At 43.3% G+C, this 13348-nt stretch carries 9 protein-coding genes; 4 read left to right on the forward strand and 5 right to left on the reverse strand.

Annotated features, from left to right (window positions below):
- Positions 1 to 110 precede the first annotated feature (110 nt).
- On the forward strand, positions 111 to 5048 hold the full coding sequence (locus ABMY41_RS02630; protein ID WP_349274079.1) for a S8 family serine peptidase: 4938 nt from the start codon (positions 111 to 113) through the stop codon (positions 5046 to 5048).
- 63 nt (positions 5049 to 5111) lie between these two features.
- Here the strand turns inward: ABMY41_RS02630 and ABMY41_RS02635 are convergent, their stop codons facing one another.
- Both ABMY41_RS02635 and ABMY41_RS02640 read right to left on the reverse strand, forming a co-directional pair.
- Entirely contained in the window at positions 5112 to 6257 is a 1146-nt protein-coding gene (locus ABMY41_RS02635; protein WP_349274080.1) for a heparan-alpha-glucosaminide N-acetyltransferase domain-containing protein, read from the reverse strand.
- Positions 6247 to 8331, reverse strand: coding sequence for a TonB-dependent siderophore receptor (locus tag ABMY41_RS02640; RefSeq protein ID WP_349274081.1), 2085 nt, complete (start codon positions 8329 to 8331; stop codon positions 6247 to 6249). The genes ABMY41_RS02635 and ABMY41_RS02640 overlap by 11 nt, the downstream gene beginning before the upstream one ends.
- A 177-nt stretch (positions 8332 to 8508) precedes the next feature.
- On the opposite strand from ABMY41_RS02640, the gene ABMY41_RS02645 reads away from it, so the two are divergent.
- Together ABMY41_RS02645 and ABMY41_RS02650 are read left to right on the forward strand one after the other, a co-directional pair.
- Complete coding sequence (locus ABMY41_RS02645; RefSeq protein ID WP_349274082.1) at positions 8509 to 8973, forward strand: energy transducer TonB; 465 nt, start codon at positions 8509 to 8511, stop codon at positions 8971 to 8973.
- Between the two features lie 85 nt (positions 8974 to 9058).
- Positions 9059 to 9304 carry a DUF3297 family protein gene (locus ABMY41_RS02650; protein ID WP_171037140.1) on the forward strand — a complete coding sequence of 82 codons (246 nt, stop codon included), beginning with the start codon at positions 9059 to 9061 and terminating at the stop codon, positions 9302 to 9304.
- 60 nt (positions 9305 to 9364) lie between these two features.
- Here ABMY41_RS02650 and ABMY41_RS02655 read toward each other — a convergent pair whose 3' ends face one another.
- The 3 genes from ABMY41_RS02655 to ABMY41_RS02665 are packed head-to-tail and all read right to left on the reverse strand — an operon-like array spanning position 9365 to position 10779.
- Positions 9365 to 9766, reverse strand: coding sequence for a MerC domain-containing protein (locus ABMY41_RS02655; protein ID WP_063530310.1), 402 nt, complete (start codon positions 9764 to 9766; stop codon positions 9365 to 9367).
- Positions 9767 to 9811: 45 nt separating this feature from the next.
- Complete coding sequence (locus ABMY41_RS02660) at positions 9812 to 10279, reverse strand: transcriptional repressor (protein ID WP_058586015.1); 468 nt, start codon at positions 10277 to 10279, stop codon at positions 9812 to 9814.
- A complete protein-coding gene (locus ABMY41_RS02665; RefSeq protein ID WP_063530274.1) occupies positions 10276 to 10779 on the reverse strand; it encodes a DUF2796 domain-containing protein in 504 nt (167 codons plus the stop codon). Before ABMY41_RS02665 ends, ABMY41_RS02660 begins: the two co-directional genes overlap by 4 nt.
- 138 nt (positions 10780 to 10917) lie before the next feature.
- Between ABMY41_RS02665 and ABMY41_RS02670 the strand changes: the two genes are divergently transcribed.
- Positions 10918 to 13332, forward strand: a complete 2415-nt coding sequence (locus ABMY41_RS02670) for a TonB-dependent receptor (RefSeq protein WP_349274084.1) — start codon at positions 10918 to 10920, stop codon at positions 13330 to 13332.
- Positions 13333 to 13348: the final 16 nt, after the last annotated feature.

Consider the following 13348-nt stretch of genomic DNA (forward strand, 5'->3'; position numbering starts at 1 on the left):
ATTGATGTTATAGTCACAAATCAACACTATCCCTACTGATTACAACCGTTCGCCACTAGCGCGAGTTCATAATTATAATCCTTCGAGGGAAGTTAGATCACATGTTCAATATGAAGAAAGTATCAGTGATGGTCGCATCTGCACTTTACTTAGGTGTAGGTACGTCTGCTGCTGCGCTAAATGACCAAGCATGGCCAGAACAGCCAGCAGGCTATGCGCCAAAGCAAACCGTTACCAATGAATTTGTGTGGGAAGACAAGGTTAATAACACAGTTAAAAAACAAAGCCGCGTTTTCACACCAGAGAAAGATATTAGTGGTATTCAAACTTATATCGTGCAACTGGACGATGCACCAATTTCAACTTACCAAGGTGGTGTTAAAGGGCTTGCGAGCACTAAAGATGTGGTAATGCAGACGCAACAAGCAGCAACGCGCTCAACGCTTAATATGGCGCAGCCTGCTATCGCAACTTACGCTAACCACCTAGCAAGTAAGCGCCAATCAGTACTGAGTACTGCGATGAGTCAGCAAGGCTTACAGCTAAATGTTGAGCGCACATTCAATGTGACATTAAACGGTTTCACCACCCAAATGACACAAGATGAAGCGAAGCGCCTTGCTAAAGTGGCTGGTGTTAAGAAGATCACTCGCTCAAAAATCTACAGCCTAAATACGTTTAATACCATTGAGCAAACCGGTGCTTCTGCACTGTGGAGCACAAGTGCTAGCAACCCGAGCAGCAACAAAGGTGAAGGCACGGTTGTCGGTATCATCGATACGGGTATCAATACCGATCACCCATCATTTGCAGCTGTAGGCGGCGATGGCTACACTCACACCAACCCTCTAGGCGACAAGTACCTAGGTGACTGTGCAACCGCTGAATTTGCTGATCTGTGTAACGACAAGCTAATTGGTGTGTACTCATACCCTGAGATCACCGCAGCCTACGTTGATACTGTGTTTGAAGAGACTCGCCCAGAAAATGGTGAAGACTATAATAGCCATGGTTCACACGTTGCAGGTACAGCGGCAGGTAATATCCTTTACGATATTCCTTACAAACTGACAGAGTATGAAAGCCAATCATCTGGTTTAGAAACCAATGTAACTTTCCCGCAAGTATCAGGTATGGCGCCTCATGCCAATATCATTTCATACCAAGTATGTTGGCCGGGTGGTTCTGGTGACCCTTATGCAGGCTGTCCAACAAGCGCAATCTTAGCTGCTGTAGAACAAGCTGCTATAGATAATGTTGACGTACTGAATGCTTCATTAGGTGGCCTTGAAGAAGATCCATGGAGCGACCCAATTGAGCAAGCGTTCATGAATGCGGCCGAAAGCGGTGTATTTGTGGCGGTAGCGGCAGGTAACAGTGGTCCTGAATATTCAACGGCTGACCACTCATCACCTTGGGTAACCACAGTTGCAGCTCATACGCCTTCAACCAAAGTCAACTTTGGTAACAAACAACTTAAAAACCTAACTGGTGGCGATACTGCAGCGCCAGGACCATTCACAGGTGCAGGTGTAAACTTTAACGAGTTAACAGGTTTAATCGTTGCCGCAACTGACTTTGAAAATCCAAATGAAAGCTCAAGCTATGCACTTGCCAACTGTGACAAGCCATTCCCTGAGGGGACATTTGATTTAGTTGATGACCCAGCAACTGCTATCGACGAAAGTGCGCAAGATGTGATTGTCGTATGTAAACGTAGTTCTTACCCGCTGTACTCTAAATCGCTAAACGTAGAAGCTGGCGGTGCAGAAGGTTTAATTATTTATAACCATGTATCATTCTACGATCGCTACACGATTCCTTCAGTGACTTACCCTATTCCTACCATTCATATTAAAAACGTCGATGGTACGAGCTTACTTGACTGGCTAAGCACAGGCGACAGCCACGTGGGTACCATTGAAGCAACTGAAGGTACTGTAGATGCTGTAGATAAAGACCGCATTGCTTACTTCTCTGGCCGTGGCCCATCATACTTTGGTTTTGACACTTTACTTGTAGACCTTGCGGCTCCGGGTGTTGATATCTATGCGCCATCATCAGACGATCAACCATTTACTAGCAACCCAGCGACTTCAGACTGGCAGTCTATGTCTGGTACATCAATGGCAAGCCCACACGTTGCGGGTGCGGCAGCATTGTTAAAACAATCTCACCCTGATTGGACACCAATGCAAATTCAATCAGCATTGATGTTAACTGCAAACAATCAAGTTGCTTTAGCACAGTACCTAAACAACTACACCGATGATGGCTTTGATGCTGCCCTTGCTGAAATGGGTTCGGGTAAAATGCAAGTTGAGCGTGCTGATAAAGCAGGCCTATTGCTTGATGAAACCATTGCTAACATGAATGCTGCTAACCCAAGCCTTGGTGGCCGTGAAAAAGCACTAAACACAGCTTACATGGTTGATAATGACTGTGGCTTTAAGTGTACGTTTATCAGAACCTTTACGGCGACAGAAGACGCAAGCTGGACACTTCATACAGAAAACTGGATTGGTAATAGCAAAATTAGTGTTGAGCCAAGCAACTTTGATATTAAAGCAGGTGAGACACAAAGCATTGTTGTTACGGTTGAAGCAAGCCAACAAGCAACACCACAAGAAATTGTTGATTACACAGGTAACCAAGGTCAAATCGTAATGACCTCAAGCAACCCTGAATCACCAATTTTAGAAATGCCTGTATGGACTTTCGCTGGTGATACCGGTTTACCTGAGTATATTCAAATTGATGCTCACCGCCGTTCTGCAACGATGAAAGTGGGTCCATTCAATACTGATGAAATTAGCAACCTAACCACACAATCGTACGGCTTAGTAAAAGGCCAAGTTGAAACAGTACACCTATTCAACGACACCACACCAGGCGACCCATTCGATAGCGTTGAGGTCGAAGGTGAAGGCGAAGCTGTGAACAACAACCACATTCAGTGGACGACAGTGCCAGAAGACGCAAAAATGCTAAGCGCAAGCGTCATGAACGACACGTCACGTGTACTTGTATTCATGGGTAAAGATAGCAACGGTGATGGCATTGCGTCTTATGAAGAAACGCTATGTATGTCAACGAGCTACACCCTAACTAACTTCTGTAATATTGTTGACCCTGAAGCGGGTGAATACTTTACGTTATACATGAGCCTACAGACTCTATCGTATGGTGAAGTTGATGAAGGTATCGAAGTATCGTTTGCAACAGCTGTGACCACTGAAGACAATGGTTCATTAACCGTAACAGGCCCAAGCAGCGTACCTGGTTATGACCAGCTTGAGCTTGACCTTGCTTATAACCTACCTGATATGGAAGTGGGCGATATCTACTTTGGTGGCTTTGATATTGGTAGCAACCCAGAAGATGCGGGTAATCTTGGTTTTGTTCCAGTGATCATCGAGCAAGTTGATAAAGACGTGACCTTTACAGCTAACAAAGACAAAGCATTTGTGGGTGATTTAGTTGACTTCGAAATCAGCGTCATTGCTAATAACGAAGATGAAGCGCGTCAGTTTGCTCTAAACACTGAGTTCCCTGTGGGCGTAGACATTGTTCCTGACAGCATTGTCGCATCTAACTCAACGCCAGTAACACCAATGTTAGATAGCAACGCTCTAGCACTAGTTGGTGTTCAAGAGACGACTAAAAATGTTGAGCGTAATTATAACATTACCACCAACATCACAGACGAAATGTGTTCATTAACATCGGCGCATTCACCAGATCCTCACTACCTAGAACTACGTGAGCTTGGCTGGCGTACACTAGAAGGTGTTGAAGGTCGTTACTACAACGAGTTTGAGTACACATTTAAAGAAATCATGAACACTAACCTTGATGTGTCATTCCCATTCTTTAACAAGTACCACTTTGACTCAATTAAACTTAACCCAGCAGGCTTAGTCACATTTGGTTCGCAAGGCCGTACAACGCCATTCCACGTTGAACTGCCTGAGGGTTACACTCAGCCGCCACCACCGCCTTACCTAATCGCACCTTTCTGGGTTGGTGACAACATGATCCCAGAGCGTGTTGACGGTGGTTACGGTAACTATGACGCCAACGCCGGTATCACACCAACTTACACGGTATCTCGTGAGTGGTTAGTACTTGAGTGGGATAATATCCAGCGTTCAAGAACTGAAGGCCAATCTGTTGATGTTGAAATGTTCATGCGTATGGGCATTGACTATGAGCCAGGTGAATACGAGCTACTATTTGCTTATGACAACCTAAGCTTAGTTGATGCACAAGGTTCTATCGGCTTGAAAGCTGCTGATGGTCGTGGCTTTATCAGTGGTGATATTCCAATCGATTTAAACATCGGTAACAAGTACGGCTTCGACAATATGGACGAAGTACTACACGACAAACTGGTTGTGTGTCTTGACTACACAGGCCCTGAGATTTCTAAGTTTGACGTGAAATTCCAAGCGTACATTGGAGAACAAGCGGCGAATCAAACGCATCAACTATCACTTACAAATGGTTTAGTTGGCGCAGATGATGAAACCATCACCCTTGACCTAGAAGTTATCGGTAACCTAGAAATGGCAGCCTTAACTGATATGTCGGTGGCAGAGAACGAAACGATTAGTTTTGACGTGCTTTATGCTGACGAAAACCAAGTGAGCAACCAAATCGAAGTGTTAGGTGAAAACTTCACTTATGAAGTATCTGGTCACACATCAGGTAGCACTGTGACTATCACGCCAGCGGCGCACTTCCATGGTGATATTGATGTAACAGTAAAAGTGAGCGACAGCGTTAACCCAACTGATGCAGCAATGAGTTCATTTGTATTATCGGTCATGTCTGATGGTGAAGAGCTTGGCTGTACTGATAGCTCAGCAACTAACTATGATGAAAGCGCCAATACTGACGATGGTAGCTGTACTTTCCCTGAGGCGGTGATTCCAGAAGCAGAGATTGAAAAAGACAAGAAATCATCAAGCGGTTCATTCGGCTGGTTACTACTAGCAGTTGCACCTCTGATGGCACTTCGTCGTAAAAAATCTCGAATTAACTAAGGATTAGTTAATTAGGATAGTAAGTAGGTAATGCCGATATGCTTAGCATATCGGCATTTTTCGTTATAAATACTTTAACCAAGGCTTGTTAGCCTTACGCTTGTATTCACTAAACTTCTTGGTTGGCCAATAAAGCCCTACTGCCAACAACAAAGTAATAAACCATATACCTGATATATCACTGACTCCTAAATATTGCCCTTGATTTGCCCCCCAGATCAGCATGCCTATTTGATACATAAATAGCAGTACATAGAGGTGGAAAATATAAAAGAACATAGGCACAGAGCCATACACTCGAAGCGCATTAGTAAAGCGGTTGAGTGGTCTTTCAAATAACCACAAGCCTACAAACATGCCTGCTAACGTGATCAGCAAAAAGCTCAGTGATGGTGGGTACTTAGTCACGTTAAATACCGACATCATGGTTTCGGTTGTGGTACTAAACGTTTGCCATGGCAAAGTTTCGCCATAAATATTAAAACCACGCAGCAGCGCAAATAATCCCACACATAACAGGGCTAACAGCAGTAATGCTCGTTTACGCGAATCTGCCGATTGAGTGTGTGCATATAAAGGACCTGCACAGTAACCCAACAAAATTACGCCAATCCAAGGCAGCACTGGGTAGCTAATTTTGACGTCGATTAAACCACCTTGTGATAGATAGCCTCGGTCATGCAAAATCGTCCACAGCGAGTAACCAAACTCATCGGGCGTAAAGCTGATTGGAGTCAGTAAGTTGTGACCAAATACAATAACTAAACCAAGCACCAGCAATAGGTTGCGTGGCAGCTTAATCAATGCTGCTAACACCAGCATACAAAGGCCAATCGCCCACATCACTTGTAGCCAAATGGTATGGTAGTAACCCATCCACGAAAAACAAATCAGGGTCACTTCGAGGGCGATTAAAAACAGCCCTCGCTTGATTAAAAAGCTTCGTGCTGAGCGCTCCACGCCACTTGCTGGGTGACTATAAAGCCACGCCGACAAACCGGTTAAAAAGATAAAGGTTGGCGCACAAAAGTGCGCAGCAAAGCGGCTCCAAAAAAGCCCTGGCGAAGTGGTATCAACCACCATGGGATCGGCCACCTGCATGTGCAAGAAAAATCGCTCTCGCACATGATCAAGTAGCATCAGCAGAATAACGACACCACGCATGATATCGATACTGTGAATACGGCTTTTAACTTGCTCAGAAGTCATAGTTTACGCCAAGTTTAAATTGTGTCGGCGCCCCTGGGTAAGCCCACAATGCATTGTAAGAACTAGCGATATACTGCTCATCAAACACGTTATCGACATTTAATGATACCGTAGTACGTTCAGTCGCTCGCCATTTAGCAAATAAACCAACAGTTTGGTAACTCGGTAAACGGAAATTGAGATCAGCTGGGTCGCCTAAGCGGTCAGACACATATTGATAATGACCACCAATCTTTATTTCTTGTGCGAATAGATTTAGGTCATGGTTTAAGCCGATCGAAAGGTTATTCTTTGGTACGTTCACAAGTGGGCTGCCCTTAGGAATTGGCACTAACCAATCAACATTTAGACTGTCTGTCGCAGTCTCGGCATCAACATAGGCATAAGATAGGTTGTACTCGGTATTGTCACCCAATGAACCTGTTAAATCTAACTCAAAACCTGTGCTATTTGCTTTACCTACAGGTGTTGAATAACCCACATTTACTGGGTCTGCCACCAGCATGTTGCTCTTGCTTGCATCAAAATAAGCAAGCGTTCCGCTGATATTGGCGTAGCTAAATTTAACACCCACTTCAAACGAGTCACTTTCTTCAAAACCGAATGGATTACCTTCAGCATCGGTGCCGCTCAGTGGTAAAAAGCCTTCTGAATAGCTTGAGTAAAGGTTAATGTCGTCATTAAGTGCGTAAACCACACCAAAACGTGGACTAATACGGTTTTCTTTGCTGTTTGATGCCACACCAGACTTAGTCTCAAAAATATCTTGTTCAATTTCATCAAAACGCAGACCTAACATCACTTTTAAGTTATCGGTTAGATCTAGTTGGTCTTGCAGGTAAATACCGTACGCATTTTGCTGTTCGTTATTTTCGTACTGCATGCCCACTTCAGGGCCTTCAGTAGTGCTGTACTCTGGCTCATAAATATCAATGGTGTAAGTGCCATTACCACCACGGTAGCGATAAAGCCCAGTGCGCAGCTCATAGTCGTAACCATCAACACCAATCAATACATGGTTGGTGATACCGGCAACATCAAAGTGACCGCTTAATTCAAAACGCAGCGATAAATCATCAGACTCATAGTCACGGTATCTGTGCTGGCGAGTTAAAGTTCTATCATCATCAAATAATGACTGACGCGATAGTGAAAGCTCAGCATCTGACGAATAACCCGTTAGCGTTGCAGTACGGTAACTAGCACCTAATAACAAACTCCAAGCTTGGTTTAGATCGTTGCTGTAATTTAATTGATGACCGCGCGAGTGCACCTTAGTTGGTGCATCATTTGGGTTACCTAAAAAGCGTGATTCAGGCACGGTATCAAAATCACCATTTAACACCACAATACCGCGGTCATACATTTGCTGTTGGTCAACATACTCAAACTCATAGGTCAGCGATGAGTTATCGTTGATTTGATAATAAAGCGAAGGCGTAATCACGAATTTGTCGTGGTGTACATAGTCTCTGAAGCTGTCACTATCTTGCCATGCGCCATTGATGCGAAACGCTAAATCATCACTTAAACCGTTAGTGTAATCACCTTGAATACGCTTGTGATCATCGCTACCGAACTCAGCTTGAAGTTGCCCTTGCTGATAAAACTGTGGCTTTTTAGTAATAATGTTTACGGTACCACCTGGCTCCGAACGGCCATAGAGTGCTGAGCCAGGTCCTTTTAATACTTCGATGTATTCAATGTTTGATACATCACGTGGGCCTGCAAAGCCGCGACCACCACTAAAACCGTTAACTAAGTACCCAGACGGCATATTTTCGTTACCTGACAAACCACGAATTGAATAGCTATCCCACAGTGCTCCACCATTATTCTTACGAGTAATACTGGCAGAAAAATCCAGTGCATCACGAAACTTTGTAATACCGTTATCAGTCATCATATCTTTACTTAGTGTGGTGATCGATTGCGGTAAATCTTTTGTTGGAATATCACCACGAAACGCCTGTTTATGTTCAATGGTGATCGTTTCGATATCGCTGTTATCAGCTGCATGTGTATTCGCTGCAAACGCCGCAGCTAAGGCTAAACAAAGAGTTGAGTACTTCATAAGGTCTGATTGTAAAAGTTAAGAGAAATGATTTGTTATAAAATAACATAAATAAAAAACAGGTTATAGTATAACAATACGTTTATCCCTTAATTTTAGCCAAGCCTCTAGTTTACAAAGATAATTTTTAACGCTAAATTTGGACTAGATTAAAAAACAAACAAGTTAAGGAAAACTATGTATAAATCACTTTTAGCATTAACGCTCGTATGCGCATCAAACAGCTCATTCGCAAACCCTGATTTATCACGTAAATTTCCATTTGTTGATATTCAAGCGCAGGTACTCGATACCACTACAGATAAGCCTAGCTGGCAACGGCTGCCACCAATGCACCATGTACAATACCCGACAGGGCTGCTAAATCGACAAGGCAGTGGCTGCGCTATTGTCAACTTTCAGGTAACGCCAGAAGGCAATGTGAAAAACTTAAATATTGAAAATTCAGCACCTAAGCGCTTTAGTAAAGACGTTAGAAAGGCAGCAAGGCAAATAGTGAGAGACTGGCAATGGCCAGAGCGCACGGATGAACAAGTGATTGAGTTAACCATGCGTTTTGACTACTGCTTAACGCACGACTTCGACAAAAAGAGTGAAGCCGTTGCCATGTGCGTTGAGCATTCAGAACAAGCCTGCGAGTAAACAATAAATTTGCCGTGTAGATACTTGAGCCAATGCCAGCTATTGCCTACAATGGCGCACAATTTATTCAATGCAGATCGCAACTATGACTGATACACAAAAACCAGAATTACCAAACCAACTTTCTATCAATCCACGTAGTAAATTTTATGTGGAAGAAGTTTTCGAGCATGAAATTGGTGTAAAACTTAACGGCAAAGAGCGTTTTGACGTTGAAGAATATAATATCAGCGAAGGCTGGATCAAAGTCGCTTCTCCAAAAGCCCTTGATCGCCGCGGCCAACCTTTACTATTAAAAGTAAAAGGCACTGTAGAAGTATTCTACAAGTAATTCAGTTTTGCTGAATTAGCTTGTTGGCCAACACAATGGTTGGTCAACAAGTTTATATCTTTACGAGCTTAGACACTCAGCCCCTCGTTTTTTCCCACACAAGCGAAAGTTAAACCAATGCCCGGTGACTACAAAGAGCGAACCCAATAAAGTAAGTACTTTTTCGCCAACCTCACCAATAACATTTTCGCCAAGCAGCACCGCTGCAGACAACAACACCAGCCCTGCACCACCTAGCATCAATAATCGATAACGTTTATGTTTTTTACACCCTAAAAATAGTGCTAATAAGCTGCTTGGCAGTACCGCAACTAACATCCAAAAATGAAATTGCTCGTTACCTAAACCCAGTGCTGCAGCACTTGGTAATAAAACCAATAACACAGGCACAGCTAAACAGTGAATAGCACACATAGCTGATAACCCGATGGCAAACTTGTCCATTATTTCTTGTAATTTCACTGAATAATTCCTACAAAATTGAACACATGAATTATAAAAAGTGCATCAAGCAAGTTTTGCTTGGCACTCATTGCATACTCCCAGCATTTCAAATTGCTTTGTTTGTGAGGTAAAACCTGCATCATCAAAATGAGGGAAAAGCTTTGCAACGTCACTCTGTGAAACCGCTAAAGTCTCAACTTTTTGGCAGTGACGGCAAATCAAAAACAAAGAAGTCTCACGCTTAAAAACCTCACTGTCGGTACCGTAAGCGATATATTTGTTAGCACTATTAAGCCTGCGAACAAGGTTTACCGACTCCAAAAAGCTCAAGATTCGATAAACAGACATAACAGATACACTTGAACTTGTACGCAGCTTGTAGCAACTGGCCAATTCGTAGGCCGATAGCGGCACGTCGGTGGTTAGTAATATTTGCAGTATTTGCTTGCGCTGAATGGTGAACTTTCTGCCATGCTCAAGGCAAACCTGCTTCGCTTTATTAAGTGTGCTGGTTAATCGCTGTTTATTCATAGCGGCCACTCAATATAAGGTTTTGTTGCTGTCAGCTCTGCTATCCCTTGCGCTTGCTCTGTGATCCACTGTGCTTCGATAACAGATATTGCTTCAGCCCATGCAAATAAAGTAACTGTGACTTTAGAGACGGGCTTATCACAGTTAAACGAGTATTCAACTTCTAAGTCTTGATGTGAATCATGAGTGTGATGCTCAAATGGGTTTTCAAAATTTGCTTGAGTAAGCTTACATTCGCCGTTAAATGTCACTAACTGCTGTGAATTTGCTAATTGGGCTAACGTTTGTTTAATAGTTTGCTTTTGCTCAGCTGTTTCGGGCTGATGCTCAAAGCCAAAAATATCTCCAGCCGGTAAAATGAACTTAACCTGCCATTTGTCTTGATCATGAACCACAAAAAGCACTCCCTCACCATGTGAATGATGATGGTGTTGATGCCCTTGAGCTGAAAAGATACATCCAACCATAAAGCATATCACTGCTAATTTTGCTGCTTTCATAACCCCAATCACTCCATTTACCTCACTTTAAACATGCTGTTACAAAAAAGAATAAGACTCATTCGTCGATTCACACTTGATACATTATAACAATTAAAGCACAATTGATACATTATAACATATCTATAATGGTGAATAATGAATAACATCTCAAGAGTGGCTGTCGTCATAGCAGCGTTATTACCAGCCAGTGTTTTGGCACAATCGATCAAAGGCGTTGTTTTAAATAACCAAGGTAAAGCGCTGGCTAATGCCACAGTTGACCTTGAAGGGTCTGATCAAAAAGTAACAACTAACGACAAAGGTGAGTTTGAAATCAGCGGCTTAAATAACGGCTTAAAAGAGCTACATATTTCAGCGCCAGGTTATGCTCACTTACATCGAGATATCACACTTGCCAATGACCAAGACCACAGCGCAACCTTTAATCTAAAGCGCTCACCGATTGAAGTGATTGATGTTGAAGCAACGCCGATTCATATGTCGGCAATGGAATCTGCCTCACCTGTTAGTGTGTTATCTGGCGAACAATTAAGACGCCAACAAGCATCAACGCTTGGCGATAGCCTCGAAAAGCTGCCGGGCGTTAACACAAACTTTCATGCCAAGGTTGCCAGTACGCCTGTGATCCGTGGTTTGAGCGGCCCACGTGTTTTAATTACGCAAAATGGCTTAGATGTAAGTGATGTGTCACGTGTTGGCCCTGATCACTCAGTGGCATCGGAAGCCTCAACAGCGCAGCAAATTGAAGTATTACGTGGCCCAGCAACTCTTTTTTATGGCAGCGGTGCAATTGGTGGTGTCGTCAACGTAGTTGACAGTCGCGTACCAACAGACAGCACAACACGCGGTGAGTGGAATCTAGAACATAACTCTGTAGATGAGCAAAAAGTTGCTTCGTTTAATGCCACCACAGGAACAGAGTCATTTGCCTTTTATGCTGATGCATTCTGGCGTGAATCAGACGATTACGAAGTACCTGTTGCCGCCGATATTGACGACACAGAGCACAGCTCAAAGTACGTAGTAGAAAACAGTAATGAAGACTCAGATGGCTTTACTGTAGGCACTAGCTACTTATTTGAGCAAGGTTACCTTGGTGTTGCGGTTGAGCAATTTAACCGCCAATACGGTATTCCTGGCCATACTCATGGTGAAGAAGAAGAACATGATCACGAAGAAGAGCACAGCGAAGAAGAAGCTGTTTTTGCTGATCTTGAACAAACCAAAATCCAGCTACTTGGTGAATACAATATCGACAGTGAGTGGCTAAGCAAAATTAACTTACGTGCAGGCCACACAGACTACGAACACGCTGAAATCGAGCACGGTGCTGTAGGCACAACTTTCAAAAACGAAACCAATGAGCTGCGCGTTGACATTCTGCATAGCCAATTTGATGAGTGGAATGGTGGCGTTAGTTTTCATTACAAAAAAAGTGATGTAGAAGCACAAGGTTCTGAAGCCTTCACCCCTCCTTCTGTTACTGAAAGTATTGCTTTTGCAATTATGGAAGAAAAGCACTTTGGCGATTTTTTAGTGCAATTAGGTGGCCGTGTTGAGCGAGTTACTATTGATGCTAATAATGTGCTGTTACCTGAGATCGATGCCCATGCACATGATGAAGACGGTGATGAGCACGACCATGATCATGACCACGAAGAATCAAACTACACACGCGTATTTGATGTTGCCCAAGAGTTTATACCGGTAAGCTTATCAACAGGTGTGGTATGGGATTTTACACCGGGTTATAACCTAGGTTTATCGGTATCGCGTTCTGAGCGTGCTCCGTCTGCTTCTGAGCTGTTATCTTTCGGCCCACACATTGGTACTGCAACTTATGAAGTTGGTGCGCTATTCGACACTCATGATGGTCATTTTGAGCTATCAGAAGAGGCTATCGACTTAGAAACAGCAAATAATATCGACCTGACATTCCGTAAAACCGAAGGTGATATTGGCTTTATCTTCAATGCCTTTTACAACCAAGTAGATAACTATTATTACCAGATCAACACAGGCCTATACGCTGAAAGCGGTCATGATCACGACCATGGCGACGAACATGATCACGAAGAAGAGCACGATCATTCATCTGAACTACCGGTTTATTTATTTAAAACAGACGATGTGATTTTACATGGTTTTGAAGCGCAAGTTGCTTGGCAGCTAACCGACGAATTTAAACTCGACTTATTCTCTGATTATGTACGCGCGCGCCTAAAAGACGGCGGAGATTTACCACGTACTCCACCACTGCGTTTTGGTACTGAGTTTAGCTATCAAACAGAGAATCTAACGGCAAATATTCACGTTACGCGCTACCAAGAACAAGACCGCATAGCACAAGAAGAAACCACAACAGACGGCTATACCCTTGTTGATGCCAGTATTTCTTATGACTTATCGGTATTGAACCAAGACCTATCGCTTTATTTAAAAGGCACAAATTTAACGGACACAGAAGCCCGCGTTCATAGCTCATTCTTAAAAAATATTGCACCACGTCCTGGGCGTAGTTTCGCGCTTGGTGTTCGCGGCTACTTCTAAAACAAAATTACAATTA

Source organism: Pseudoalteromonas sp. BZA4 (assembly GCF_040104395.1).
Classification (GTDB): Bacteria; Pseudomonadota; Gammaproteobacteria; order Enterobacterales; family Alteromonadaceae; genus Pseudoalteromonas.

What these genes read in the sequence shown, in the direction of transcription:
- ABMY41_RS02630 (WP_349274079.1), top strand. Translation starts at nt 111, where the DNA reads ATGAAGAAAGTATCAGTGATGGTCGCATCTGCACTTTACTTAGGTGTA.
- ABMY41_RS02635 (WP_349274080.1), bottom strand. Translation starts at nt 6,257, where the DNA reads ATGACTTCTGAGCAAGTTAAAAGCCGTATTCACAGTATCGATATCATG.
- ABMY41_RS02640 (WP_349274081.1), bottom strand. Translation starts at nt 8,331, where the DNA reads ATGAAGTACTCAACTCTTTGTTTAGCCTTAGCTGCGGCGTTTGCAGCG.
- ABMY41_RS02645 (WP_349274082.1), top strand. Translation starts at nt 8,509, where the DNA reads ATGTATAAATCACTTTTAGCATTAACGCTCGTATGCGCATCAAACAGC.
- ABMY41_RS02650 (WP_171037140.1), top strand. Translation starts at nt 9,059, where the DNA reads ATGACTGATACACAAAAACCAGAATTACCAAACCAACTTTCTATCAAT.
- ABMY41_RS02660 (WP_058586015.1), bottom strand. Translation starts at nt 10,279, where the DNA reads ATGAATAAACAGCGATTAACCAGCACACTTAATAAAGCGAAGCAGGTT.
- ABMY41_RS02665 (WP_063530274.1), bottom strand. Translation starts at nt 10,779, where the DNA reads ATGAAAGCAGCAAAATTAGCAGTGATATGCTTTATGGTTGGATGTATC.
- ABMY41_RS02670 (WP_349274084.1), top strand. Translation starts at nt 10,918, where the DNA reads ATGAATAACATCTCAAGAGTGGCTGTCGTCATAGCAGCGTTATTACCA.